The organism is Brucella tritici, from assembly GCF_008932285.1.
In the GTDB taxonomy this organism is placed as follows: domain Bacteria; phylum Pseudomonadota; class Alphaproteobacteria; order Rhizobiales; family Rhizobiaceae; genus Brucella; species Brucella tritici.
This window is the reverse complement of record NZ_WBVY01000003.1, coordinates 825604-850254: the sequence shown is the minus strand read 5'-3', so window position 1 is coordinate 850254 and position 24651 is coordinate 825604. Positions and strand designations below refer to the sequence as shown.

The window sequence follows — 24651 nt, the reverse complement described above, 5'->3', positions numbered from 1 at the left end:
CGGTCAGGCGCTGAATGGCGCTGCAACCGCCTCGCGGCCAAGAGCTGCAAACACCGCATGCACGATGCCTGCCCGGTCAAGACCGGCCTCAGCATACATAGCGTCCGGCTTGCCGTGGTCCTGATAGCTATCCGGCAATGTCAAAGCCCGCACCTTGAGGCCACGATCAAGAAGGCCGTCGGTTGCAAGGAATTGCAGTACATGGGAAGCAAACCCGCCAACAGCCCCTTCTTCCACCATCACCAGTACTTCATGTTCGTGTGCCAGACGACGGATCAGATCCTGATCGAGCGGCTTGGCAAAACGCGCATCGGCAACCGTGGTCGAAAGACCGGCAGCCCCCAGCTCATCGGCGGCGGCAAGACATTCCTGCAAACGCGTCCCGAAGGACAGGAGCGCGACCTTTGTACCCTCACGCACGATGCGTCCCTTGCCGATTTCGAGCAATTGCCCGCGTTCCGGCAGGTCAACACCGACACCGTCGCCACGCGGATAGCGGAAAGAAATCGGACCTTCGTTATATTCGGCAGCCGTGCGCACCATATGGCGCAGCTCAGCCTCATCTGAGGCAGCCATCACCACGAAACCAGGGAGAGCTGCAAGAAAGCCAGTATCGAAGGAGCCTGCATGGGTTGGACCATCGGCGCCAACCAGTCCGGCACGGTCGATTGGGAAACGCACAGGCAGATTCTGGATCGACACGTCATGCACGACCTGATCGTAGCCACGCTGCAGGAAAGTGGAATAGATCGCGCAGAACGGCTTATAGCCCTCGCTTGCCAGACCAGCAGCGAAGGTTACCGCATGTTGCTCGGCAATGCCGACATCGAATGTGCGCTGCGGAAACACTTCTCCAAAGAGATCAAGCCCGGTGCCCGATGGCATGGCGGCGGTGATCGCCACTATTCTGTCGTCGTGACGGGCCTCCTCGATCAGGCTGGTGCCGAAAATCTTGGTGTAGCTCGGTGCGTTTGCAGGCGGCTTCGACTGCTTGCCCGTAATGACGTCGAATTTGTTGACGCCGTGATATTTATCGGCAGCAGCTTCGGCGGGCGCATAACCCTTGCCCTTCTGCGTCACCACATGGATGAGCACCGGTCCTTCCTGCGTATCACGTACGTTTTTCAGGATCGGCAGCAGATGATCCAGATTATGCCCGTCGATGGGACCGACATAGTAGAAGCCCAGTTCCTCGAACAATGTGCCGCCTGTGAAGAAGGCGCGTGCATATTCTTCCGATTTGCGGGCCTTGTCCTGCAGGAATTTCGGCAGTTTCTTGGCGACCTGCTTTGCGGCCTCACGGACGCTGCGATAGGTCTTGCCGGAGACAAGACGCGCCAGATAGGCACTCATGGCACCAGTCGGTGGCGCAATCGACATGTCATTGTCGTTCAGGATGACGACAAGGCGAGCATCAAGCGCGCCGGCATTGTTCATCGCCTCATAGGCCATGCCTGCCGACATAGAACCATCGCCGATGACTGCAATCACATTGCGTTTTTCGCCCGAGAGGTCAGATGCGACCGCCATGCCGAGACCCGCCGAAATCGACGTCGACGAATGCGCGGCTCCGAAAGGATCATATTCACTTTCGCTGCGCTTGGTGAAACCCGAAAGGCCGCCGGTCTGGCGCAATGTACGGATACGGTCACGACGTCCGGTCAATATCTTGTGTGGATAGGCCTGATGGCCAACGTCCCAGATGATACGGTCGTGCGGTGTGTCGAAGACATGGTGCAATGCCACTGTCAGCTCCACCACACCCAGTCCCGCTCCCAGATGCCCGCCAGTGGTCGAAACCACATCGATCAACTCCGCTCGCAACTCCTGCGCAAGCTGCGGCAGATCGGTTTCCGGCAATGCGCGCAGGGCTTCCGGGGTCGGTGCCTTGTCAAGCAATGGGGTCAAAGGTCGGGACATTAAAACAACCTGTTTCTGGTTCGGTTTTGTTGTCGGTATAGCAGCAACGCGACAGGATCAAGCAGGGCGGGACATCGTGTCCTACGGCTCAACCCAATTCACCTCATTCAGGCAGAGGTATGAAATCCTGCTCGTCACCGGGCACGATATCGAAGCGGCCACTGCGCCATTCTTCCTTGGCCTGTTCTATCCTCTCCCGCGAAGAGGAAACGAAATTCCACCATACATACCGCTTCGAACCAAGAGTTGCACCGCCAAAAAGCATAATATGCGCGCCTTCCGGTCCGGCCTGCACGACAATATCGTCGCCGGGACGAAACGCCAGCAAGCGGTCCGGCGGAAACACTTCGCCGCCAATGCCGACATTGCCCTGCAACGTATAGATGGCGCGCTCTTCGGCCACAGGCGGGATTGGAAAGCGTCCGTTCGGCTCTATGCGAATATCCGCATAAAGCGTATCGGCGTGCTGGATCACAGGCGACTTCAGCCCCAGCATGGAACCCATGATCAACCGACCGGAGAAATCGCTGTCCTCCAGCACCGGCAGGTCTGGCGCATTGGTGTGAAAAAATTCCGGGTTTATTTCTTCCAGCGCGTCCGGCAGCGCGAGCCAGGTCTGAATGCCGGAAATGGACAGTGGTCCGTTGCGCTCTTCTTCCGGAGAACGCTCGGAATGCACAATGCCACGACCGGCAGTCATCAGGTTCACGTCACCCGGACGAATGACCATTTCTGTACCGAGACTGTCTCTGTGGCGAATATGTCCGTCGAACAGATAGGTCACGGTCGAAAGGCCTATATGCGGGTGCGGACGTACGTCCAGCGCATCTCCATCCCGCAGCACAGCCGGTCCCATGCGATCGAAAAAGATAAACGGCCCAACCAGACGGCGGCGCACCGTCGGCAAGGCTCGCCGCACTTCCAGTCCGCCAATATCGCTTGTGCGTGGAATGACCAGCGTTTCGATGCTGTCTACCGAAGTCTTGTCACCAAGAACCGGATCAGGACACGGAAAGAAACTCATGAAACGCAACTCCAGCAGTTGATCTATGGTGCTTATGTAGGCGGCGATCTCATTTTATCGAATGTGCCCTCAAAACAAAACCGCACCGACGAGCGGTGCGGTTCGATCAAAATGCAAATTTGATCAGCGTCCCTGCAACAGCTTCGAGAGCGAGCTGGCGTCCGGCACCTGACCGTTCGTTGTCAGCTTGTCTACAAGGCCGGGCAGAACCTGCGATAGCTGATCCAGCAATTCCTGTTGGTCGATACCGGCATGCTGAGCAATTTCACTCAAGGTTTTCTGACCGATTGCGTCGCCAAGCTGGCCCGGCTCGATTGAATGATTGGTTCCCTGACCAACCCAGGAATCAACCTTTTCGCCAAGGCCCGCCTGTTTCAACTGATCGAGGAGGCCGCCAAGACCGCCACCCAGTGAACCTGGAGCCGACGGAGCTGCAGAGGCGTTTCCGGCAGCAGCGCCGCCAAGCAGACCACCAAGCCCACCAAGGATACCGCCGAGCAGGCCGCCGCCCGCTTGCGACTGATCCGGCACTGGCACGGGCTGCGCCTGAGTGGCCGCCGTATCATCGCTATTGCCCTTCAGCATCTTGCCGATCAGCAGGGCGCCGAGCGCAATCAGAACCGGTTTCGCGAGGCTTCCGCCGGGAATGGGCGAATTGCCTGAGTTGTCGTCATAACTTCCCATCACACGATACTCCCTGTTATCCGATGCCAACGGTGCATTCGGTAAGTTAAAGTTAAATGGGTTTCCCAATTTGACAAGCATTATACCTTGCAAATTTTGTAGCAGTGTGAAAATTTCCTAAGTGCGTGATGCAAAAGTGTATTTACGCATCGGGAGATATTAGATGTCTGTTATAAGCTGGATAATACTAGGCTTGATTGCCGGCTTCATCGGCAGCAAGATCGTCAATAAAAGTGGCCAGGGCCTTTTTCTGGATATTGCTCTCGGCATTGTCGGCGCCATCATCGGCGGCGTCATCTTCACCTTCTTCGGCGCACAGGGCGTCACCGGCCTCAACATATACAGCCTGATCGTTTCCATCATCGGTGCCATCGTGGTGCTGTGGGTATACCACGCAATTTCCGGCAAACGCTCTATCGGCTGAAACTGAATCATGTAATTCAGGCTCCGGCTCGTCCGGAGCCTTTTTAGTTCTGTCGCCTGAAAGACCCGCCAATCAATGAGCTTTCTGGAACCATATATTGCCGCTTATGGCGCGCTGGCGCTTTTCGTGATCGTATATTTTGAATCTTTCGGCGCACCCTTGCCCGGTGAAAGCGCCCTGATCGCAAGCTCGTTGCTTGCCCTGCATGGAACGTTAAACATTGAAGCCGTGCTGATTGCCGTATTCATCGGCGCCGTTCTTGGCGATTGCACTGGCTACCTGATCGGCCGTTTCGGTGGCCGTCGCCTGATCCTGCGATATGGGCATCTCGTCAAGCTGACACCGGAACGGCTGGAGCAGTTCGAGAAGCTTTTCGATAGCAAGGGAATCTACGTCGTGGCGACTGCGCGTTTTGTCGTGTTGCTGCGCCAGTTGAACGGTATCGTCGCGGGTTCCATGAAAATGAACCCGCTGCATTTTCTGGCAGCCAACATCGTCGGCGCTACGGGGTGGACGCTGGCCTGGGGCCTTGGCCCCTATATGCTGAGCGGGATTCTCGCGCCTTATGTCGCCCAGCTCAAAACCCTGTTCTGAGCAGAATTATTGGACCAGCTTATTCCGGATCAAGCGGTTCGGTTCCAACCGGCTGGCCATCGCGGCCAATGCGAATCTTCTCCACCTTGTCTTCCGCAGACTTCAGAAGCGTATCGCAATGCTTCTTGAGGGCTTCGCCACGTTCATAGATGCGAATGGACTCTTCCAGCGGCACGTCGCCCCGCTCCAGATCGTCGACGATCTTCTCAAGCTGCTTCAATGCATCCTCGAAGCTCATTACTGCAATGTCGGCGTTGGACGGTTCGGTTACCATGATTCATCCTTTCAACAGCCGCGTAATATGCGTAGACGCGGACTGCGACAAGCCCTCTAGATCATATCCACCTTCAAGCACACTCACTAGCCGGTGATCGCAGAACCTTTCTGCCCGCTCCATGAGTTTGCCCGTCGCCCAGTCAAAATCCGCTTCATCAAGATTGAGCTCGGCCAGCGGATCGCGAAAATGAGCATCGAAGCCCGCCGAAATAAGGATCAAATCTGGCCGGAAATTGTCCAAAGCGGGCAATACACGACTATTAAATGCCTCGCGGAATTCGCGGCTTCCCGTATCGGGGGAAAGCGGTGCATTGAAGATGTTGCCGACGCCGGTTTCGTCCTTCGCCCCCGTTCCGGGATACAAGGGAAACTGATGCGTCGAACAGAACAGGACGCTTGGGTCGTCCTTGAAAATATCCTGCGTTCCGTTGCCGTGATGGACATCCCAATCAACGATAGCGACACGCTCCGCGCCGTGACGCTGCTGCGCATGACGGGCAGCAATCGCAATATTGTTGAAAAGGCAGAACCCCATCGCGGTGGAACGCTCGGCATGATGTCCGGGCGGGCGGGCTGCAACGAAGACGTTGTTTGCAGCGCCGGAAAAAACATCATCAACCGCCGCTGTCGCCGCGCCAATTGCCGTCAGCGCCGCATCCAGACTTTTCGGGCTGACATAGGTGTCGCCGTCGAGCTTCACCACAGGCGCTGGCGCTTCCTCGTCCAGAGCTGGCTCCGGTATGCTGGCGCGTATGGCTTCCAGATGTTTTTCAGGATGCGCAAGCAGCACTGACGCCTCATCGCCGCGCGGGGCCTCTACCCGGTCGAGCCGATAGAAATCCGGCCCCTCCAGTTCGCTCATCAGCGCCCGAATACGATCCGGGCGCTCGGGATGGCCGGGCGGCGTCAGATGTTCGAGATAGATCGGATGCCAGTAAAGCCGTGTCGTCATAGTTTCACTATAGCATCTCGCCAGCACATGACCATGTTGGCCATGCGCCAGCTCTGTCTGAATAATGTTAGATGATCTCGGTACGGGCGATGTGGATGCCGAAGCCTTCAAGGCCGACATAGTGACGCTCACGCGATGCCAAAAGCACAATCGACGTGATGCCAAGATCCTTCAATATCTGCGCACCGAGGCCGATCTGACGCCACTCCTCCTCGCGGGCAACTGCTTCGGCATGGCTTTCATGCTCGCTCTGGATCGCATCGCGAGCGCGGGTGTCGTGGTGATCGGAACGCACGCCAACTGAACCTTCGCGCAGATACACCAGTACGCCGCGACCTTCCTTGCCCATCTTTTCCATGATGGCATCGAGATTGCTGCCGCCTTTGCCAAAGACATCGTTCAGCACATCTTCGCGATGCAGGCGGACTGGCACTTCCTCGCCGTCACGAATATCGCCGAATACGACAGCCACGTGCTGCATGGGCTCCCATGGCAGTTCGTAGGTATAGGCATGGGCCACACCTGCACAGGTCTTGACCGGCGCATCGCCAACGCGCTTGACCAGCGTTTCCTTGCGCTGGCGATAAGCGATGAGGTCGGCGACCGTAACCCGATGCAGCGTGTGCTTTTCGGCAAAGGCCTTCACGTCCGGACCACGCATGACGGAACCGTCATCATTGACCAGTTCGCAGATAACGCCGATGGGTGGCAGGTTTGCGAGCTTGCAGAGGTCAACAGCGGCTTCCGTATGGCCGGAGCGCATCAAAACACCGCCTTCGCGGGCAACCAGCGGGAAAATATGGCCGGGACGCACAAAATCCGAAGCACCGGCATTCGGGTTCGCCAGATTGCGCACGGTCAGCGTGCGGTCTTCTGCCGAAATGCCTGTCGTCGTGCCATGGCGGTAATCGACCGTCACTGTGAACGCAGTCGTGTGAGCGGATTCGTTTTCGGCGACCATCGGCGCGAGGTTGAGGCGCTTGGCTTCATCACGGGTCATCGGAGTGCAGACGATACCGGACGTGTGACGGACGATGAAGGCCATCTTTTCCGGCGTACAATGCACGGCGGCAACAATCAGGTCGCCTTCGTTCTCGCGCCCGTCATCATCCATGACCACAACGATTTCGCCGCGTTCGAAAGCGCGAAGCGCATCCACGACCTGCTTCTGGTTATAGCTCATTTCGACCTCTATGTGTCAGGCAACCAACGGGCCCTATCGTCGGTCAGATATGGCCAATATGGCCGAATTCAATCAGACGAGGCCAATTTGGCCCCAAGTTAGTCAAACGCGGCCAGTCTGACCGCGATGACGCAGATAATGATCTGCAATCGCACAGGCCACCATCGCCTCGCCGATCGGTACTGCACGAATACCCACACACGGATCGTGACGACCCTTGGTCATCACATCCACTTCCTTGCCGTCCTTGTCGATGGAGCGGCGCGGCGTCAGTATCGACGAGGTCGGCTTGACGGCGAAACGCGCTACAACCGGCGCACCGGTCGCAATGCCACCCAGAATGCCGCCAGCATGATTGGACAGGAACAGCGGCTTGCCGTCATTGCCCATGCGCATTTCGTCGGCATTTTCTTCACCGGTAAGACGGGCAGCCTCGAAACCGTTGCCGATCTCCACGCCCTTCACGGCGTTGATCGACATCAGCAGGCTTGCAATATCCTGATCGAGCTTGCCGTAGATCGGCGCCCCGATACCAGCAGGTACACCTTCAGCGATAATCTCGATGACTGCGCCGACCGACGAGCCTTGTCTGCGAATGCCATCAAGATAGTCTGCGAACAGTTCGACCGAACCCGCATCCGGCGAGAAGAAAGGATTGTTGTCCACTTCCGACCAGTTCCAGCGGCGGCGGTCAATACCGTGTACACCCATGGCGACCAGCGCGCCCTTGACTTCCAGCCCCGGCACGATCTTGCGTGCAATGGCACCCGCGGCAACACGGGCCGCCGTTTCGCGCGCCGACGAACGCCCGCCGCCGCGATAGTCGCGAATGCCGTATTTGACGTCATAGGTGTAATCGGCGTGGCCCGGACGATATTGGCGGGCAATTTCGCCATAATCCTTCGAGCGCTGATCGGTGTTCTCGATCATCATCGAGATCGGTGTGCCGGTCGTCGTCATGGTCACGCCATCGTCACCCAGAAGAACACCGGAAAGCACACGCACCTGATCGGGTTCGCGGCGCTGCGTCGTATATTTGGACTGGCCGGGCTTGCGCTTGTCGAGATAGGCCTGAATTTCGGCTTCCGTGAACGTAATGCCGGGCGGGCAGCCGTCAACAACGCAACCGAGCGCCAGACCGTGGCTTTCGCCCCAGGTGGTTACGCGGAACAGATGACCAAAACTATTGTGAGACATGCGCGACGCCTGAATAAATTGTCCTTGTCCGGAGCAGGTCAAGGAGAGAGCAGCTACTTTACGGCCCGGTTTTATTGAGCTTTTTGACGCCGGTCAAATCAAGCTCCCCCGTGACGTAAAATTTCCTTCTGAAGATCGATATCCGGCATTTTTTTTGACACATTCCGCACGCTACACTGTGGGATATCCGGCGCGACGCGCTAAAAATCGCAATCACGACAATCGTGTCGAATCGGTCAGGCGACAACCCAACCCGAGGCACAACCAAAGGAACGGAAAGTCATGCATTATCTGGTCGGATTAATTCTCATCGTGGCGTCGCTCTTCTCGACGGTGGCGATGGCAGACGATGCCGAAGGCAAGATCACCGGCATCAACAAGGACAGCGAAACCATAACGCTGGATGACGGCCAGACCTACAAGCTGCCCGGCGAGTTCGATTACAGCGCGATCAACAAGGGCATGAAGGTCCTTATCATCTACGATATGGTCGACAGCACGCGCTTCATCACCGACATTCAGGAAGCTCCGTAAGCCCGAAACCGTCCCCTATGGAAAAATGAGCGGCTCATAAGCCGCTCTTTTCATTTGGGCTGGAACCAGCCGCTTCTGACAACACGCGCCCATTCGGCACGACCGTTGTTCTCCGCCATCTGGACCATCCGTGCCGTATCGTAGGGAACATTGCGCAGGGTTATCTGCCAGCCAGACCCGGTCTGTTCGATGACAGTATAGGACGCATTGGGATTGCCAGTCTGGACAATATGTGGAACCGGTTGATCGTCGTCGTAACCGGGACAACCCACGCTTCCCGGATTGACCAGCATTCGCCCGTCCCCAAGACGAACAACCCGCGGCGTGTGCGTATGGCCGCAAAGGATGAGAGAGGCCGCTATATTTTCGGCCTCCGCCTCGATCTCGTCCCGGGACCGCAGAACAACATCGCCATTCGCGGTAACTTTCTCCATCCAGTAGGTGGTATCGCTCGATGGGGTTCCGTGGCAGATGAATATGCGTCCATCAGCCAGAGCGCGCGATGCAGGCATTGCGCGCAGCCATTCGATATGCCGGTCACCGAGCTGTTCGCGTGCGACCCGATCCGAGGGGCCCATCTCCGCGAGCGACTTTTCCACAAGCCAGCGATCATGATTGCCGCGAATGCAGATCATTTCTCGCGCCATCAGCATATCTGCTGTCTCACGCGCGGCTAAGGGACCGCTCAGATGATCGCCGAGATTGATGATCGTCTCGATTTGCAAGGCATCGATATCGGCCAGCACCGCAGCCAGCGCATCGCTGTTACCGTGAATATCCGATATGACCGCGAAACGTTCGAAGGGCATGTAACGCCTCCATCGCTGGCAAAATTCTGTTCGCGGTCACTATAGACTGATTTGCGGGATCAAACCCATTCCAGCTTGCCGTTTGCAAACTTCAGAATCTTATCCTGCGGGATGGAAAGATTGGCAGCGGCATGGCCGTCCATATCGCCATAAAGGTAAAACAGCGTGCGGATGCAGCCACCATGCGTCACGCAGACGGTCGGCCATTCCACAGCTTCCACCCAGCGCCCGATGCGGCGCGAAAGGCCCATATAGCTTTCGGCGGTTGTGCCGGGCGGCACGAAATTCCACTTGTCGCGGGCGCGCGCTTCCAGAAGGTCTTCGCGCTCCCTGGCAATGTCTTCCATCATGAAGCCCTGCCAGTCGCCGAAATTGACTTCCATCAATTGCGGATCGGTGCGGTATTCGTAAGGATCAAGGCCCATGCGCAAACGGATGCGTTCCATCGTCTCGCGCGTGCGTCGCAGGGGGCTTGCAACGAAATCAAAGCCTGCACCGTCACCGATCAGCGATTTCAGCATATCGCCGTTGCGATCGGCCTGGCTGCGCCCATTATCGTTGATATCGATATCGAGCTGTCCCTGAATACGCTGCGAAACATTCCAGTCTGTCTCGCCATGACGCGAAAAGTAGATAATCTCCCGAGCCACAGCCCTACCTCTATCTGCCGTCAATGAATAATCTGGATAACTTCCCCGCAATGGGAAAGACAAAGAAAAATCCCGAAAAGCCGGTCAACTTTTCGGGATTTCGTATTCGCTGCTTCAGTCTTTCACGACCGAAATATCCGGAGCGTCAACCGCTTTCATGCCGATGACATGATAGCCGCTATCCGCGTGATGGACTTCGCCCGTCACCGAACGGGACAGGTCGGAAAGGAAATAAAGGCCGACATCGCCCACTTCATCGATGGTAACGGTACGACGCAGCGGCGCGTTATATTCGTTCCACTTAAGGATATAGCGGAAGTCGCCGATGCCCGAAGCGGCCAGCGTCTTGATCGGACCAGCCGAAATCGCGTTGACGCGAATGTTCTGCGGCCCGAGATCAACCGCCAGATACTTCACGCTTGCTTCGAGAGCAGCCTTGGCAACACCCATGACGTTATAGTTCGGCATGACCTTTTCGGCGCCGTAATAGGTCAGCGTCAGGATCGAGCCACCATCAGCCATCAGCTTTTCCGCACGACGCGAAATCGCGGTCAGCGAATAGACCGAAATCAGCATCGTGTTGGTGAAATTGGCTTCCGACGTATCGACATAACGGCCGGTCAGCTCATCCTTGTCGGAAAAGCCGATGGCGTGCACGACGAAATCGAGCTTGCCCCACTTCTTTTCAAGCGTCTCGAAAACAGCATCGATGCTGGCGGCGTCCGCCACATCGCAATGTCCGGCAACGAACGCGCCAAGCTCTTCAGCCAGCGGCTCGACACGCTTCTTCAATGCATCGCCCTGATAGGTGAATGCGAGCTCTGCGCCTGCATCGCGAGCGGCCTTGGCAATACCCCATGCGATGGAGCGGTTGTTGGCGACGCCCAGAATCAATCCACGCTTGCCCTGCAACAAACCTGACTGTGCGGTCATTAGGGGTCCTCATTGAAAACAATTAACTTGTTGCCCTATCGCACAGGCTCGGCTCTGCTTCAAGCAATTGCAGTGAAAAAGCCGGGCATTGTCACTTTACTGCCGCAAAGAGACAACACCCGGCTTTAACCGATTGAAGTGAAGCTTCAAGCGACTTTGCGCTTTTGCAGGAATTCTTCCAGTTCCTTGTCGCCGCCTTCCGGCAGCATGATCCGCACATGCACGTAGAGATCGCCACGTCCCCCGGCTTTCAGCGGAAGGCCTTTTTCCTTCAGGCGCAACACGCGATCAGAGCTCGACCACGCCGGTATTTTCACCGCGATCCGTCCGTCCAGCGTTTCGACTTCCTGCTTGCCGCCAAGAACCGCGTCGGCAAGTTCGACCGGAAGGTCTACATGGACATCACGCCCTTCCAGGCGAAACCGTTGATGCGCCTTGAAGTGTATCGTGACCAGCGCATCGCCTGCCGTTCCGCCCATCAACGGCTCGCCCTGCCCTTTCAGGCGGATGGTCTGACCGTCTTCAACGAATTTCGGCAATTTGATTTTCAAATGCTTGCCGTTCGGAAAAATCGCTTCGACCTTCTCCGCTCCGGCAGCCTGTTCCAGCGTAATGTCGATGGACGCGGAAAGATCGGCACCCTTCGCCGGGCCGCGCTGACGCGCTCCGCCTGCACGGGCACCGCCACCGAAAGCTCCGCCGAAAAGATCGTTCAGAATATCATCCGCACCGCCGAAGCCGCCGCCCTGCTGGAAGCCACCGGGACCGGAACGGAATTCGAAATGGCTGTTGCCACCGCCGCCCTGCCGGAAGCCGGCAAACGGATCGCCATGTGCGCCACCGAAACCTTGTCCGCCGGTGAAGCCCTGAAAGGCAGGTTTGCCTTCAGCATCGATCTCGCCGCGGTCGAATTGTCCGCGCTTGTCCTTGTCGCCCAGAATTTCATAGGCCTGGTTCAGTTCTGCAAAGCGCTCCTGCGCCTTCGGATCGTCCTTGTTCTGATCCGGATGGTGCTTTTTGGCCAGTTTGCGGAAAGCCGACTTTATTTCCTCGGGCTTCGCCGTTTTGGCGACGCCCAGCACGCTATAGGGATCGCGCATATAGTTCCTCTTTCAGGAAAATAACTGTGAGATGAGTAAGACTCGTTGCCCATAATATGCGCATGTGGCCGGAAAAGTTCCAGTCAGGGCGAGCTTTTCTTTTCAGCGTCTTTTGGATCAAACACTCAGATCGGAGCGAAAGAAGTCACCGTCCACTGTCCGCCGCGCTCCATGCAGGTTTCGCCGCGATAGATGGAAACTCCGTCAAAAGCTTCACGCGAGGTTTCGAATTCGCGGCAAAGCTGATTGTTCCTGTTGTTCTCGGCAATCGTCGTGATCGTTCCCTGGCTGCCCGTATCGGGATTGGCCCACGGCACGGGCTTTTTGCCCCATTGCGTAAAATTGAGCGCAGAAACAACGTTCTTTATCGCCGATTGATCGGAGAGCTTGCCTGTATCGGTCTCAACCGGCTGCGGCTGCTTCACGGACCCGGTGATCGTGGAAGAATCGGGAACGGCCTTTTCAATGCTCACACCACCCATGGCACAACCGGCAAGCGAGAGCATGCATATGCCAATCACAGCCCTGCACAGTGTTTTTGCACCGCTGTTCAGGCTCCGGGTATTGTGTTTACGGCGAAGCGTCTCGACAGCCAACGCTATTCCCTTATTTCTACACGCTAAAGATGCAGGGATTATGAGTGAACTTGAGTTAACAAGCGGTGTGCCGGAAAGGTAAACAAATCGGAATCAGAGCACAACGCCCAACTCCGTACTTTATTCAGCCGTCAAATGATGTTCCCGGTTTTCTGTATCCTTCTCGAGACAGTGAAGGATGCGCGCGTTCACTGTTGCGGTGCGGGTAGCATAGCCATTCCGGCCAGCCTGTTTCACCTTGTAGAGCGCAAGATCGGCCCGGGCAAAAACGTCGAGGTCACTCGTTTCATTATCGCGCTCCTCGCTGGCGATACCTATGCTCACCGTCATGACGAGTTTCTGCCCATTGAACACAAGTGGCGCATCATTGATCGCCCTGACGACATCGCGAGCGACTTCCGTCGCTTCCTGCTCGTCCATTTTTGTCAGCAAAATGGAAAACTCATCCCCGCCGAGGCGCGCCAGCACACCGCGCCGGTTGAGGACATCGACCGCCACATCGGAAAAATGCACGAGCGCCTGATCGCCCAGCGCATGGCCATAGGTGTCGTTCCATTGCTTGAAATTGTCTATGTCGATCAGCATGACGCTATAGGCTGCACCGTCTTCGCTGAATGCAAGTTCCGCCCGCGTCAGCCTTTTCATGAAATGGCGACGGTTTGGAAGCCCGGTCAGTTCGTCGGTTTCCGCGACCTTGGCTATATCGCCATGCAGGCGATTCATTGCCATGACAATGAAGCCGAAATTCCAGATCATGCCGCTATAGATCACACAGACCAGCGCGTAACTTTCGATGGAAAAATAAAGCGACTGGTCGAATTCTCCCGCCCATGCGGCAATGTTCAGCGACGTCTCGATGGCATGTCCGACTATACCCAGCAAAAAAGCCATGATGGCAATCTGGCCGCCAAGACCGATGTTCTTCTGCCGGGCCAGATAAACAACAGTCATGACCATAGGCACTGACTGCCCAACCGCATAGGCGATATTGCGTCCCTGCCAGCTCGAATGAAACGCCGCCATGACGGCGAAACTTGCGAGCGATATGCCGAGAGCCAGCCGCCAACCGCCTTTCTGGCCATAGAAATAACGCGCACCGACATATGCCAGGCAGAAACCGTAAATGATGATAGTGTTGCCGGTGACCGCAGGCCAGAATGCGCCTTCATTACCTTGCAGCGAAAGAACGAAGCCTCCAACCAGCAGAAGCGTCGTCGAAAGAAGCCAGATTCTGGCGGGCCTAAATTTGCGATAGGAGAAGGCGATAGCGGTCCAGATGATGCAGACCGTCAGCGAATTTAAGAGAATTACAATGTAAAGCGTCAGAAAATCGAGTTTTGGCATATCCCCTACCTTGATCGGCGCCCTACAAGAAGTTGCCCGTCAAGTAAAGCCATGTCGCGCCCTGCGACGACACATCCCGGCAAGACCATGGACAAAATGCCGGTTATCGAAGAAGCTCCCTCCCGACCCGCCCCATCTGGGGTTTCTTTGGCGGGGATTCCCCCTGCAGGATGATCCGCAAAATTCCGACAGGCTGTTGAAATATCCAAAATGACAAACGCAAGCGACGACTTCACCGAATCCTCCCAGCCGTTCAAACTCTTCGCAGACTGGCTGACCGATGCCAAAGCGAGCGAGCCGAACGATCCCAACGCCGTCGCGCTGGCAACGGTCGATCCGGATGGCCTGCCCAATGTGCGCATGGTGCTGTTGAAGGATTTCGACGAACAGGGCTTCGTCTTCTACACCAATTATGAGAGCACCAAGGGCAGAGAAATCCTGTCGGCGGAAAAGGCTGCAATGTGTTTTCATTGGAAGACGCTGCGCCGTCAGGTGCGCGTGCGCGGCGCGGTGGAGAAAGTAAGCGATGCCGAGGCGGATGCCTATTACGCCTCGCGCCCGCGCGGCAGCCGCATCGGCGCATGGGCATCCAAGCAGTCACGCCCGCTTGAAAGCCGCTTCGCGCTGGAAAAGGCCGTGGCGGAATATACCGCAAAATATGCGATCGGTGACATTCCACGCCCTTCCTACTGGTCGGGTTTCCGTATTCGCCCGGTCTCGATTGAATTCTGGCATGACAGGGCCTTCCGCCTGCATGACCGCGTTCTGTTCACACGCCCCTCACCTGAGGGCGACTGGAACAAGGAACGGCTTTATCCATGATCCCATAATAAGAAGGCCACCGGACACGGTGGCTTTCTTATTTATACCAGCGGCTTGACCGCCACCCAGAGACTTCCAAGAACAAGCCCGAGGAAAATCAGCCAGCCAACAATATTGTTGGATTTGAACAGTTTCAGGCACTGGTCCGGATTATCGATATCGAGCACGATGATCTGGCGATAGAGATGCACACCAGCGGCCAGCAATCCAGCCAGTGCTGGCATCGGCACCTGTGCCACGGCGAAAGCCGCCGCAAAGAAACCGATAGCGCCGCCATAGAGAATCATCAGCGCCGTTTTGGTGTGCTTGCCGAACAGGCGCGCCGTCGAGCGCACACCCACCAGCGCATCGTCTTCCTTGTCCTGATGCGCATAGATCGTGTCATAGCCGATCGTCCACAGGATCGCGCCGATATAGAGAAGCACCGGTGCAAGGCTGAGCGAGCCTTCCACTGCAGCCCAGCCCATGAGTGCGCCCCATGAGAAAGCAAGACCAAGCACGAATTGCGGCCAGTTGGTAATGCGCTTCATGAAAGGATAGGCAGCAACGATCAGAAGCGAGAAAATGCCAAGCCCGATGGAAAACCAGTTGAACTGCAGCACCACAACGAGACCGACCAGCGCCTGCAAAACCAGAAAAACCTTGGCCTGACCGCGTGTCACCTGCCCCGAAGGCAGCGGTCTTGAACGCGTGCGATCCACCTTGTCGTCAATATCCTGATCGACAAGATCGTTATAGGTGCAGCCGGAACCACGCATGGCAATGGCGCCGATCAGGAACAAGACAAGATGCCAGATCGAAGGCATGACGGCCCAGGCGCCATCGCCCGGCTTGGCGCCCGCACCTGCCACGAGAGCAGCCGACCACCAGCACGGCCATAACAAAAGCTGCCAGCCAATCGGACGATCCCAGCGCGCAAGCTGCGCATAAGGCCAGAGCCAGTGCGGCAGCAGCTTATAGACCCAATGGCCCGATGGAGCATCCTTTACACGCCCTTGCGCATTGCGTGACTGAATCGATCCGTGTAGTTCGGGCTGTGACATGGCGAAATCCTTGATATATGCAGCCATCACTATAACCCCGACGAAGACGGAGCAAGCAATGAGAGTTCTTTTAATCGGTTCTGGCGGTCGTGAACATGCTCTGGCCTGGAAACTGTCCGCTTCTCCGTTACTGACAAAGCTCTATTGCGCTCCCGGCAATCCGGGCATTGCGACGGTCGCAGAACTCGTCGACATCGGTGTCGATGACCATCAGGCGCTGATCGCATTCGCCAAGGACAAGAAGATCGACCTCGTGGTTGTCGGGCCTGAAGCGCCACTGGTGGCTGGCCTTTCCGATGAAATGCGCGCCGAGGGTATCCGTGTGTTCGGTCCCTCCAAGGCCGCAGCGCAGCTTGAAGGATCGAAGGGTTTTACCAAGGATCTCTGCGCGCGCTTCGATATTCCGACTGGCGCTTATGGCCGCTTCAACAATGCGCCCAAGGCCAAGGCCTATATCCGCCAGCAGGGTGCGCCCATCGTCGTCAAGGCCGATGGGCTTGCTGCAGGCAAGGGTGTGGTTGTTGCGATGACGCTCGATGAAGCGCTCGACGCCGTGGATGCCTGCTTCGAGGGCGCATTCGGTTCCGCCGGTGCCGAAGTGGTGGTCGAAGAATTTCTGGACGGCGAAGAAGCAAGCTTCTTCTGCATCTGCGATGGCAAGACCGCCTTGCCGCTCGGCTCGGCGCAGGATCACAAGCGCGTCGGCGATGGCGATACCGGCCCGAATACGGGCGGCATGGGTGCCTATGCCCCTGCTCCGGTCATGACCCCGGAAATTGTCGAACGCACGATGCGCGAGCTGATCGAACCGACCATGCGCGGCATGGCTGAAATCGGCGCGCCATTCTCCGGTATCCTGTTCCTCGGCCTGATGATCGGCAAGGATGGCCCGAAGCTCATCGAATACAACACCCGTTTCGGTGACCCGGAATGCCAGGTACTGATGATGCGCCTCAACAGCGACCTGCTCACGCTCATCAATGCCGCAGTGGATGGCAAGCTCGATGAAGTCTCGCTCAATTGGAAAGACCAGCCTGCGCTGACGGTGGTAATGGCTGCGGAAGGCTATCCGTCCAATGTGAAGAAGGGCAGCGTCATCCGCGATCTCGACAAACTCGAAGGCATTGATGGCGTCAAGCTCTTCCATGCGGGAACGGCGGAGAAGGACGGCAGCATCATTGCCAGCGGAGGCCGCGTGCTCAACATCACCGCCATTGCCGAAACGGTTGCCGAAGCGCAGGCCCGCGCCTATGAAGCCGTGAAGCTTATCGACTGGCCGGAAGGCTTCTACCGCTCCGATATCGGCTGGCGCGCCGTAGAGCGGGAAACCCATACCGACAAGAAGTAGCGTCGACAGCGATATTCGTAACCACTGACTTTCAGTCTTCACACGCGGGCAGTATCCGGCTTGTTCACCTCCATACAAATGGCTGTGAAGCCGCTGCATAATATTGACGTTTACGTAATAAGCCGATAGCTCTTGTGTTGAACAGCCAAAATGGCTCCTGCCGGATTGCATGAAGCACCGGCGCAGGGCGGACTTCCGAGGAGAAGTCCGCGAAACATACTCGGAGGAAAGATGTATCGCGCGCCGGTTTCTGAAATTTCCCATACGCTGATGAAAGTTGCGGGGCTGGAGAAAGCCCTCGACGACAACCGCTTCCCCGAATTTTCCGCCGATCTTGCCACCGCCATTCTGGAAGAAGCCGGCAAGTTTGCCTCCGAGCGCGTAGAACCTCTGCGCATCACCGGCGACAAGCATGGCGCAACCGTCAAGGACGGCGTTGTCACGACCGCGCCGGGCTGGAAAGAGCTATATCGCGACTGGATCGAAGGCGGCTGGAACTCGCTGACCGGCACGCCGGAATATGGCGGTCAGGGCCTGCCCACGATGATGTCGGTGGCAGTGAGCGAAATGTGGAACTCCGGCACGCTGGCCTTCGCCATTGCCCCCACGCTGACCATGGGCGCGGTCGAAGCAGTCGAAAAGCACGCTTCCAAGGAGTTGAAGGACATCTATCTCGAAAAGCTGATTAGCGGCGAGTGGATGGGCACCATGAACCTGACCGAACCGCACGCCGGTTCCGATCTTGGTGTACTGCGTACCCGTGCGGAACGCGCCGGTGACGGCAGCTACCGTATCTTCGGCCAGAAGATTTTCATTACCTATGGCGAGCATGACCTGACCGACAATATCGTGCATCTGGTGCTGGCGCGCCTGCCCGATGCCCCGGCCGGAACGAAGGGCATTTCGCTTTTCCTCGTGCCCAAATTCCTCGTCAACGATGACGGCTCGCTTGGCCGCAGGAACGATCTTTTCTGCTCTGGCCTCGAGCACAAGATGGGCATCCATGCCTCGCCAACCTGCACCATGATCTATGGCGACGGTTTCGTGAAGGGTGAAGAACAGGGTGCAGTCGGCTACCTGATCGGCGAGGAAAATCGCGGGTTAGCCTGCATGTTCACCATGATGAACAATGCCCGCCTTCTGGTCGGCATTCAGGGTGTCGGTGTTGCCGAAGCCGCCTATCAGCAGGCGCTGGCCTATGCCAAGGAGCGCAAGCAGGGCCGCGCCATCGGTGCTGACCCGAAAGACGGCATGAGCCCGATCATCGAACACCCAGACGTGCAGCGCATGTTGCTGACCATGAAGGCGTTGACGCAGGTTGCCCGTTCGATCACCTATTCCTGCGCACATGCCATTGATATGAGCCATGCAACGGATGGCGCAGACCAGCAATTCTGGTCGGATCGCGCCGGTCTGCTGACGCCGCTCGCCAAGAGCTTCGCGACCGATGCGGGTGTGGATGTTGCTTCGCTGGGCATCCAGATCCACGGCGGCATGGGCTTCATCGAAGAGACAGGTGCCGCGCAATTGCTGCGCGATGCCCGCATCACCCCGATCTACGAAGGCACCAATGGCATTCAGGCCATCGACCTTGTGGCGCGCAAGCTGCCGCTCGGTCATGGCGAGCACATCAAGGGCTTCCTCGCAGAACTCGAGGGCGATGCCGACAAGGCCACGGCATCCAATCGTCCGGAACTCGGTGAAACCGGCACGCGCCTTTCCAAGGCCATCAATGAGGCCCGCGAAGCCACGGACTGGCTGCAAAAGGCCGTTGCCGAAGGGCAGATCGAAGCGGCACTTGCCGGGGCCACGCCTTATCAGCGGCTTTTGTCGCTCGTTTCAGGCGGCGCCTATCTCGCGCGTGCAGCACTTGCGGACGGCGACAGCGGTCGCGCAGTGCTGAGCCGCTTCTTCGCGGAAAACATGCTTGCCGAAGTATCGTCCCTGAAGGACACCGTCATCACCGGCGCTGCCAGCCTTGCCGCCGCCAAATCTGCGCTGGAGGCGTAAGCATGAGCGAACATATCCTGATCGAACGCAAAGGCGCGGTCCAGATCATCCGGCTTAACCGGCCTGAAAAGAAAAACGCCATCACCCGCGCCATGTATGCCACCATGGCAAAGGCGCTCAAGGACGGCGACGCCGATGACGCGGTGCGTGTGCACGTGTTTCTCGGCGTGCCGGGCGCTTTTTCCTCCGGCAACGACATGCAGGATTTCATGGCGGCTGCGACGGGCGACAGCAGTTTCGGCGGTGAAATTCTGGATTTTCTCATTCCGCTGGCAGAAACCAAAAAGCCTATCGTTTCGGGCGTCGATGGTCTCGCCATCGGGGTCGGCACGACGATCCATTTTCACTGCGATCTGACTTTTGCAACGCAGCGCGCTCTATTCCGCACGCCGTTTGTTGATCTCGGCCTCGTGCCGGAAGCAGGTTCCAGCCTGCTTGCGCCTTCGTTGATGGGCCGCCAGAAGGCCTTTGCCCTCTTGGCGCTCGGCCACGGCTTCACGGCGGAAGCCGCCCAGGAAGCAGGTATCGTCTATCAGATCGTTGCCGAGGACGCGCTGGAAGCGGAAGTGATGAAGGCGGCGGAAGAGATTGCCGCCAAACCGCCGCAGGCCATGCAGATTGCCCGCGCCCTGATGCGCCTGCCCGCCGAAAATATCGCTGATCGCATCACTCGCGAGGCCAAACATTTCGCCGAGCGACTGACTTCGGATGAAGCCCGCGAGGCTGTCATGGCCTTCCTGATGCGCAAAAAATAAACCCGGATGTTTTCTTTTACCGGCGCATCTTTTCTGAATGCGGGTTTCCACTTTTCGGGATGCGCCCCAAGAACATCCGGGGGGCTTTTTGGAGGTCAGCCAAGATTTTTTGAAGGGGTCGCCTTTTATCGGGCGGCCCTTTCTAGAGCGCGTTTCGATCTGATTGAATCAGATCGGCGCTCTAACTGTTTGTTTTGACGCGCATCTCGTCCGAAAACCGTTTCACACTTTTCGGGATGCACTCTCATTCAATTTCGAGCAATGATTTCCTTGCCAGAGATCACCAGGCGGACGCCCAGCGTGCCGGTCTTGCGGCGAGCGAGAAAACGCGGACGGCGACGGCGCGGCTCCTGCCCCTGACGGCGAGCCTGCGGCTGGCTGGTGCGGACAGCGCCTGTGCTTTCGTAAAGCGGGCGGGCAACGCCGTCTTCCTCGACCAGCATCATCGGCAGATTGAAGCTTACCGCCCAGGCGCGCCAGTCGGCGGCAACGTCGGTCAGATCATGTGCAACAAGCAGGGGAACGGAGAGTTGCGGGTCTTCATGCATCAGCTCCAGCGTCACCGTGATTTCGCCGAACTCGTCTTCCACCGCACGGGCGGCAACGCCGACAAATGCGTTGGCCGGGAGAGCGATCGACATCGGCAGGCCGCTTGAAGGCAGTACCTGCCGGATCACTGCGCCGCGCTCGTTGATGGTGAAGGTAACGTCGCTGCTCCCGTCATGGGTCGCGTAGCTCACAACCTGCGGAAAGTGAAACGGATCGAGCCGCAATTCCCGTCCTGCCCAGTCGGGCTTCAGTCCCTTGCTCATCATTTTCGACGCCTCTGTCTCTCTGTCTTTTTTTTGCGCAAATCCGAACGCAAAACTGCTGCACACTTTTGCTGGATTTGCTTTTTGAGAGCCGGTTATTCCGACTTCCCTTTGTCGAGCTTTTTGCTCTTCGTTGAGATGGAGAATAGGCGCGGTTTATTACCGACGGGCTTAACGAGTTAAGTTAACTTTTCCCTGCTTTTTCCTTTGGTTAGCAGATTGCAACCAGGTGTAAGAATTCGGAAATTCTTCTGAAGAAGTGTTTACTAAAAAAACGGGCGGTTAATACCGCCCGCCTTACTCGATTGAATAGTGATACTTTTACAGAACCTTGCCGGGGTTCATTATGCCTGCCGGATCGAAAGCCGACTTGATGCGGCGCATCAGGTCGAGCGCAACATCCTGCTTGAAGAAGGCCAGTTCTTCCCGCTTGAGCTGACCAATGCCGTGTTCAGCCGAAATCGAACCCGTATAGCTCGCGACGATCGTGTGGATGCGATGGTTCAGTTCGTGCCAGCGCGCAAGGAAGACTTCCTTGTCGGCGCCAACAGGCTGCGAAACGTTGTAATGCAGATTACCGTCGCCGATATGGCCGAAGCAGACGATGCGCGCACCGGGGATCATTTCCAGCGTCGCGGCATTGGCTTCGTGGATGAAGGCGGGGATGGAAGCAACAGGCACGGATATATCGTGCTTGATCGAGCCACCCTCCGGCTTCTGCGCCCAGGACATTTCCTCACGCATTTTCCAGAAGGACTGTGCCTGCGCCACGCTTTCGCCAATGGCCGCATCCTGAATAATGTCGCTCTCAAAGGCTTCGGTCAGGATCGTTTCCAGCGTCGCGCGCGCATCTTCTTCTGAGCGGGTAGAGGAAATATCGATCAGCACATACCAGTCATGCGGGCTTTCGAGCGGATCGCGCACGCCATCGACATGGCGCACGGTAAATTCCACGCCCACGCGCGGCATCAATTCGAAGCCGGTCAGCGATGGGCCTGCATGTTCCGTCGCAAGCTGGAACAGGCGCAGCACATCTTCCGGATTGCGCAGGCCGGCATAGGCCACGCCCTTGCCCTTCGGCTGCGGGAAGATTTTCAATACTGCCGCCGTGATGACGCCAAGCGTGCCTTCCGAGCCGACGAAAAGGTCTTTCAGATCGTAGCCGGTATTGTCCTTCTTCACATAGCGAAGATCGTTGAGAATCTCTCCGGTCGGCAGCACAACTTCAAGGCCGAGGCAGAGCTCGCGCATGTTGCCATAGGCAAGCACTGCCGTGCCGCCAGCGTTGGAACCAAGATTGCCGCCGATCTGGCAAGAGCCTTCGGCACCCAGCGACAGAGGGAACAGGCGACCGGCCTTTTCAGCGGCTTCCTGAAGGTTCTTCAGAATAACACCCGCTTCAAGCGTTACGAGATTGCCGACCGTATCGAGATTGCGGATACGGTTCATACGACCGAGCGAGAGAATGATGGCTGCGCCGCTTTCATCGGGCTGCTGGCCGCCGACGAGGCCCGTATTGCCACCCTGCGGCACCACCGGCGTTTTCGTTTCGCTGGCAAGTTTCATGATAGCCGCAACTTCCTCCGTCGAACCCGGACGAAGGACGAGAGGTGTGCGACCGTGATAGAGATCGCGCTGCTCGACGAGATAAGCGGCGAGATCTTCCGGCGCGGTGAGCGCATTCTTTTCGCCCACGATGGCGGAGAAACGTTCGATCAGAGCGGTGTCCAGCATAGTCTGTCTCTTACATAGGAGGATGTTAACGCGGGGCCGCCGCGCGTTTCAAACGGTCGTTGATGGCCTCGCCGAGACCTTCAAAGGGGATAGGCTCGACGGCGATGGTGGAGGCGCCTGTCGCGTCCAGCCTGCGCATGAAATCGAACAGATTGGCCGCTGCTTCGCGCAAATTGCCATCGGCGCTCAGGTTCATGATCGCCTTTGCCGCATCAGCCCTAGCCACGCGCTGCGGGCCAAAGGCAAGCAGGGCTTCGCCCGGCTGCACCGAGCCGACACCAAGCCGCATCGCAGCATCGGGCGCATAATGCGACGCCATCATGCCCGGTGCCTGAATTGCCGACGTGTGGTCGGCGCGCACGAGCTTCTCGCCGATCACGGCTTCGATTTCTTCCGCAGCCAGCCCGCCCGGACGCAGCAGATGCACTTTATTGCCGTCTACCTTGACGATGGTGGATTCAACCCCAACACCACAAGGACCGGCATCGAGGATCAGATCAAGCTTGTTGCCGAGGTCGTCTGCAACCGCATGAGCGCTTGTCGGGCTGATGCGGCCTGAGGTATTGGCGCTCGGCGCTGCCACCGGACTATCAAGCTCCTCGATGATATCTCGCACGCGGCCAAGCGGCATGCGGATGGCAAGGGTCGAAAGCCCGGCGGTTACAAGCGGATGGATTGGGCGATAAGTGAGGTGGGCCGTATCCTGATCGTCCTTCAGCGGCAGCACGATAGTCAATGGACCGGGCCAGAACAACTCGGCAAGCTTGCGCGAAAGAGCGTCGAAAGTGACATAGCGCTCGGCCATCGCAATGCCGCTCACATGCGCAATCAGCGGGTTGAACTGAGGTCGCCCCTTGGCCGCGAAAATACCCGCCACACCCTCGCCGTTGGAAGCATCGGCGGCAAGGCCATAGACTGTTTCGGTTGGAATGGCGACGAGACCGCCGCGCCGCAGCACTTCCACCGCGCGCTGGACTGCCTCATCATCGAATTTGACTATATCGGACACTGGTTTTCCGCCTCTCGAGCGTCCCAAGTTAGAGCGCATCCCGAAAAGTGTGAAACGGTTTTCGGATAAGATGCGCGTCAAAACAGACAGTTAGAGTGTCGATCTGACTCAATCAGGTCGAAATGCGCTCTAAGCCCGTTCTGCCTACACAAGCTCAAGCCCCGGTGCAAGTGATGTGCAGGCAAGCTCGCCCCCTATCCGGGCACAATCACGGCAAGACGATCATGATTGCGCATGAAAAATTGCGTTTTGTTAGGTTTTTCAAGGCATGATGGTATTATTCATGCGTGAGGTGAATAATGTTATCGCGATTTATCGCTATTTCGCTGACGGCCATCGGACTGCCCGCAATTGCTTCCGCAAATGGGGGTGAGCGCGCGGCATCGTCCTATCAGGTCGGCTCCATCGATTATATCGGCTATGACAAGATCGGCGCCAATGGCCTGCCGGTCTGCGGCGCCTGTGTGCAAAAGCAGGCAGCGGAACTCGACGCACAGAAGGCAATCGAGGCCCGCCGCAAGCGCGCCCGTGCCTATATGGCGCGTATGCAGGGCCAGCCCGTCCCGGACGATCTGCTTGAGCCGGCCGCCGTGCCAGCAGAAGACTTTGACCCCACAAAGCCGGTGCGCGTTGTTGGCGATCCCTGGGCCGGAGCATCGGAAGAAATCGATCTCAGTTCGCTCGAACTCAGACCCAGCCTGAAGTAAACGAAAATGGCGCTAGCCCCTCGTCCCTCATCCTGAGGAGGCCCGCAGGGCCGTCTCGAAGGATCGAAAGCGAAAGCAAAATCGACGGGCGCGACGGACGCTGTGCGTTTCCCTCGACCCTTCGAGACGCCTCCCTTCGACAAGCTCAGGGAGGCTCCTCAGGATGAGGGAAAATAGAGTCGCACGTGGCT

The 24651-nt window shown here is 57.5% G+C and carries 25 protein-coding genes; 8 read left to right on the top strand and 17 right to left on the bottom strand.

The genetic code is table 11. The features are described from left to right. Positions 1 to 3: 3 nt before the first annotated feature. From dxs to F9K94_RS13890, 3 genes are all read right to left on the bottom strand, one after another. Entirely contained in the window at positions 4 to 1920 is a 1917-nt protein-coding gene (gene dxs / locus F9K94_RS13900) for a 1-deoxy-D-xylulose-5-phosphate synthase (protein ID WP_151646292.1), read from the bottom strand. Positions 1921 to 2023: 103 nt separating this feature from the next. After that, the gene (locus tag F9K94_RS13895) at positions 2024 to 2944 is read right to left on the bottom strand and encodes a pirin family protein (RefSeq protein ID WP_061345120.1); all 921 of its coding nucleotides are present in this window, start codon (positions 2942 to 2944) and stop codon (positions 2024 to 2026) included. A gap of 123 nt (positions 2945 to 3067) precedes the next feature. Next, positions 3068 to 3628 (bottom strand): YidB family protein, encoded by a 561-nt coding sequence (locus tag F9K94_RS13890; protein ID WP_151646290.1) that lies wholly within the window; start codon positions 3626 to 3628, stop codon positions 3068 to 3070. 163 nt (positions 3629 to 3791) lie between these two features. Here F9K94_RS13890 and F9K94_RS13885 point away from each other — a divergent pair, with 163 nt between their 5' ends. Together F9K94_RS13885 and F9K94_RS13880 are read left to right on the top strand one after the other, a co-directional pair. Continuing rightward, on the top strand, positions 3792 to 4052 hold the full coding sequence (locus tag F9K94_RS13885; protein ID WP_061345118.1) for a GlsB/YeaQ/YmgE family stress response membrane protein: 261 nt from the start codon (positions 3792 to 3794) through the stop codon (positions 4050 to 4052). Between the two features lie 75 nt (positions 4053 to 4127). After that, positions 4128 to 4646 (top strand): DedA family protein, encoded by a 519-nt coding sequence (locus F9K94_RS13880; RefSeq protein ID WP_151554250.1) that lies wholly within the window; start codon positions 4128 to 4130, stop codon positions 4644 to 4646. A gap of 19 nt (positions 4647 to 4665) precedes the next feature. On the opposite strand, the gene F9K94_RS13875 is transcribed toward F9K94_RS13880, so the two are convergent. The 4 genes from F9K94_RS13875 to aroC all read right to left on the bottom strand — a co-directional run bounded on the left by F9K94_RS13875 (position 4666) and on the right by aroC (position 8254). Continuing rightward, entirely contained in the window at positions 4666 to 4920 is a 255-nt protein-coding gene (locus tag F9K94_RS13875) for an exodeoxyribonuclease VII small subunit (RefSeq protein ID WP_002963588.1), read from the bottom strand. Positions 4921 to 4923: 3 nt separating this feature from the next. Further along, positions 4924 to 5874 carry a histone deacetylase family protein gene (locus F9K94_RS13870; protein ID WP_151646288.1) on the bottom strand — a complete coding sequence of 317 codons (951 nt, stop codon included), beginning with the start codon at positions 5872 to 5874 and terminating at the stop codon, positions 4924 to 4926. Between the two features lie 67 nt (positions 5875 to 5941). Beyond that, positions 5942 to 7057: a 3,4-dihydroxy-2-butanone-4-phosphate synthase gene (gene ribB, locus F9K94_RS13865; RefSeq protein WP_151646286.1), complete on the bottom strand. Its 1116-nt coding sequence runs from the start codon at positions 7055 to 7057 to the stop codon at positions 5942 to 5944. A 102-nt stretch (positions 7058 to 7159) separates the two neighbouring features. Next, positions 7160 to 8254 (bottom strand): chorismate synthase, encoded by a 1095-nt coding sequence (aroC, locus tag F9K94_RS13860; protein ID WP_151646284.1) that lies wholly within the window; start codon positions 8252 to 8254, stop codon positions 7160 to 7162. A 282-nt stretch (positions 8255 to 8536) separates the two neighbouring features. Between aroC and F9K94_RS13855 the strand changes: the two genes are divergently transcribed. Continuing rightward, positions 8537 to 8788, top strand: a complete 252-nt coding sequence (locus F9K94_RS13855) for a DUF1344 domain-containing protein (protein WP_010658359.1) — start codon at positions 8537 to 8539, stop codon at positions 8786 to 8788. A gap of 50 nt (positions 8789 to 8838) precedes the next feature. On the opposite strand, the gene F9K94_RS13850 is transcribed toward F9K94_RS13855, so the two are convergent. The 6 genes from F9K94_RS13850 to F9K94_RS13825 all read right to left on the bottom strand — a co-directional run bounded on the left by F9K94_RS13850 (position 8839) and on the right by F9K94_RS13825 (position 14220). Continuing rightward, entirely contained in the window at positions 8839 to 9597 is a 759-nt protein-coding gene (locus tag F9K94_RS13850; RefSeq protein WP_061345113.1) for a metallophosphoesterase family protein, read from the bottom strand. Between the two features lie 59 nt (positions 9598 to 9656). After that, a complete protein-coding gene (locus F9K94_RS13845; protein WP_151554253.1) occupies positions 9657 to 10247 on the bottom strand; it encodes a histidine phosphatase family protein in 591 nt (196 codons plus the stop codon). Between the two features lie 114 nt (positions 10248 to 10361). Further along, positions 10362 to 11180: an enoyl-ACP reductase FabI gene (gene fabI / locus F9K94_RS13840; protein ID WP_061345111.1), complete on the bottom strand. Its 819-nt coding sequence runs from the start codon at positions 11178 to 11180 to the stop codon at positions 10362 to 10364. Between the two features lie 146 nt (positions 11181 to 11326). Next, complete coding sequence (locus F9K94_RS13835) at positions 11327 to 12280, bottom strand: DnaJ C-terminal domain-containing protein (RefSeq protein WP_061345110.1); 954 nt, start codon at positions 12278 to 12280, stop codon at positions 11327 to 11329. Positions 12281 to 12405: 125 nt separating this feature from the next. Next, positions 12406 to 12834, bottom strand: coding sequence for an RT0821/Lpp0805 family surface protein (locus F9K94_RS13830; protein ID WP_247997223.1), 429 nt, complete (start codon positions 12832 to 12834; stop codon positions 12406 to 12408). 162 nt (positions 12835 to 12996) lie between these two features. After that, positions 12997 to 14220, bottom strand: a complete 1224-nt coding sequence (locus F9K94_RS13825) for a GGDEF domain-containing protein (RefSeq protein ID WP_235920620.1) — start codon at positions 14218 to 14220, stop codon at positions 12997 to 12999. Positions 14221 to 14430: 210 nt separating this feature from the next. Here F9K94_RS13825 and pdxH point away from each other — a divergent pair, with 210 nt between their 5' ends. Further along, positions 14431 to 15042 (top strand): pyridoxamine 5'-phosphate oxidase, encoded by a 612-nt coding sequence (pdxH, locus tag F9K94_RS13820; RefSeq protein ID WP_151554257.1) that lies wholly within the window; start codon positions 14431 to 14433, stop codon positions 15040 to 15042. A gap of 41 nt (positions 15043 to 15083) precedes the next feature. On the opposite strand, the gene ubiA is transcribed toward pdxH, so the two are convergent. Further along, the gene (gene ubiA / locus F9K94_RS13815; RefSeq protein WP_151646433.1) at positions 15084 to 16085 is read right to left on the bottom strand and encodes a 4-hydroxybenzoate octaprenyltransferase; all 1002 of its coding nucleotides are present in this window, start codon (positions 16083 to 16085) and stop codon (positions 15084 to 15086) included. A gap of 58 nt (positions 16086 to 16143) precedes the next feature. On the opposite strand from ubiA, the gene purD reads away from it, so the two are divergent. From purD to F9K94_RS13800, 3 genes are all read left to right on the top strand, one after another. Beyond that, on the top strand, positions 16144 to 17433 hold the full coding sequence (purD, locus tag F9K94_RS13810; RefSeq protein ID WP_151646282.1) for a phosphoribosylamine--glycine ligase: 1290 nt from the start codon (positions 16144 to 16146) through the stop codon (positions 17431 to 17433). A 231-nt stretch (positions 17434 to 17664) separates the two neighbouring features. Continuing rightward, positions 17665 to 19443, top strand: coding sequence for an acyl-CoA dehydrogenase (locus tag F9K94_RS13805; protein WP_151646280.1), 1779 nt, complete (start codon positions 17665 to 17667; stop codon positions 19441 to 19443). 2 nt (positions 19444 to 19445) lie between these two features. Then, positions 19446 to 20198, top strand: coding sequence for a crotonase/enoyl-CoA hydratase family protein (locus tag F9K94_RS13800; protein ID WP_151646278.1), 753 nt, complete (start codon positions 19446 to 19448; stop codon positions 20196 to 20198). Positions 20199 to 20446: 248 nt separating this feature from the next. On the opposite strand, the gene F9K94_RS13795 is transcribed toward F9K94_RS13800, so the two are convergent. The 3 genes from F9K94_RS13795 to F9K94_RS13780 form a co-directional block, all read right to left on the bottom strand. Continuing rightward, entirely contained in the window at positions 20447 to 21013 is a 567-nt protein-coding gene (locus tag F9K94_RS13795; protein ID WP_151646276.1) for a DUF6101 family protein, read from the bottom strand. Positions 21014 to 21331: 318 nt separating this feature from the next. After that, complete coding sequence (locus tag F9K94_RS13785) at positions 21332 to 22744, bottom strand: FAD-binding oxidoreductase (protein WP_151646274.1); 1413 nt, start codon at positions 22742 to 22744, stop codon at positions 21332 to 21334. Between the two features lie 25 nt (positions 22745 to 22769). Further along, positions 22770 to 23792: an L-threonylcarbamoyladenylate synthase gene (locus F9K94_RS13780; protein WP_407922047.1), complete on the bottom strand. Its 1023-nt coding sequence runs from the start codon at positions 23790 to 23792 to the stop codon at positions 22770 to 22772. Positions 23793 to 24052: 260 nt separating this feature from the next. Between F9K94_RS13780 and F9K94_RS13775 the strand changes: the two genes are divergently transcribed. After that, complete coding sequence (locus F9K94_RS13775; protein WP_151646270.1) at positions 24053 to 24460, top strand: hypothetical protein; 408 nt, start codon at positions 24053 to 24055, stop codon at positions 24458 to 24460. The last annotated feature ends 191 nt before the right edge of the window (positions 24461 to 24651 follow it).

Coding starts and splice junctions, on each gene's coding strand:
- dxs (WP_151646292.1), bottom strand. CDS start 1,920: ATGTCCCGACCTTTGACCCCATTGCTTGACAAGGCACCGACCCCGGAA.
- F9K94_RS13895 (WP_061345120.1), bottom strand. CDS start 2,944: ATGAGTTTCTTTCCGTGTCCTGATCCGGTTCTTGGTGACAAGACTTCG.
- F9K94_RS13890 (WP_151646290.1), bottom strand. CDS start 3,628: ATGGGAAGTTATGACGACAACTCAGGCAATTCGCCCATTCCCGGCGGA.
- F9K94_RS13885 (WP_061345118.1), top strand. CDS start 3,792: ATGTCTGTTATAAGCTGGATAATACTAGGCTTGATTGCCGGCTTCATC.
- F9K94_RS13880 (WP_151554250.1), top strand. CDS start 4,128: ATGAGCTTTCTGGAACCATATATTGCCGCTTATGGCGCGCTGGCGCTT.
- F9K94_RS13875 (WP_002963588.1), bottom strand. CDS start 4,920: ATGGTAACCGAACCGTCCAACGCCGACATTGCAGTAATGAGCTTCGAG.
- F9K94_RS13870 (WP_151646288.1), bottom strand. CDS start 5,874: ATGACGACACGGCTTTACTGGCATCCGATCTATCTCGAACATCTGACG.
- ribB (WP_151646286.1), bottom strand. CDS start 7,057: ATGAGCTATAACCAGAAGCAGGTCGTGGATGCGCTTCGCGCTTTCGAA.
- aroC (WP_151646284.1), bottom strand. CDS start 8,254: ATGTCTCACAATAGTTTTGGTCATCTGTTCCGCGTAACCACCTGGGGC.
- F9K94_RS13855 (WP_010658359.1), top strand. CDS start 8,537: ATGCATTATCTGGTCGGATTAATTCTCATCGTGGCGTCGCTCTTCTCG.
- F9K94_RS13850 (WP_061345113.1), bottom strand. CDS start 9,597: ATGCCCTTCGAACGTTTCGCGGTCATATCGGATATTCACGGTAACAGC.
- fabI (WP_061345111.1), bottom strand. CDS start 11,180: ATGACCGCACAGTCAGGTTTGTTGCAGGGCAAGCGTGGATTGATTCTG.
- F9K94_RS13835 (WP_061345110.1), bottom strand. CDS start 12,280: ATGCGCGATCCCTATAGCGTGCTGGGCGTCGCCAAAACGGCGAAGCCC.
- F9K94_RS13825 (WP_235920620.1), bottom strand. CDS start 14,220: ATGCCAAAACTCGATTTTCTGACGCTTTACATTGTAATTCTCTTAAAT.
- pdxH (WP_151554257.1), top strand. CDS start 14,431: ATGACAAACGCAAGCGACGACTTCACCGAATCCTCCCAGCCGTTCAAA.
- ubiA (WP_151646433.1), bottom strand. CDS start 16,085: ATGTCACAGCCCGAACTACACGGATCGATTCAGTCACGCAATGCGCAA.
- purD (WP_151646282.1), top strand. CDS start 16,144: ATGAGAGTTCTTTTAATCGGTTCTGGCGGTCGTGAACATGCTCTGGCC.
- F9K94_RS13805 (WP_151646280.1), top strand. CDS start 17,665: ATGTATCGCGCGCCGGTTTCTGAAATTTCCCATACGCTGATGAAAGTT.
- F9K94_RS13800 (WP_151646278.1), top strand. CDS start 19,446: ATGAGCGAACATATCCTGATCGAACGCAAAGGCGCGGTCCAGATCATC.
- F9K94_RS13795 (WP_151646276.1), bottom strand. CDS start 21,013: ATGATGAGCAAGGGACTGAAGCCCGACTGGGCAGGACGGGAATTGCGG.
- F9K94_RS13785 (WP_151646274.1), bottom strand. CDS start 22,744: ATGCTGGACACCGCTCTGATCGAACGTTTCTCCGCCATCGTGGGCGAA.
- F9K94_RS13780 (WP_407922047.1), bottom strand. CDS start 23,792: ATGCGCTCTAACTTGGGACGCTCGAGAGGCGGAAAACCAGTGTCCGAT.
- F9K94_RS13775 (WP_151646270.1), top strand. CDS start 24,053: ATGTTATCGCGATTTATCGCTATTTCGCTGACGGCCATCGGACTGCCC.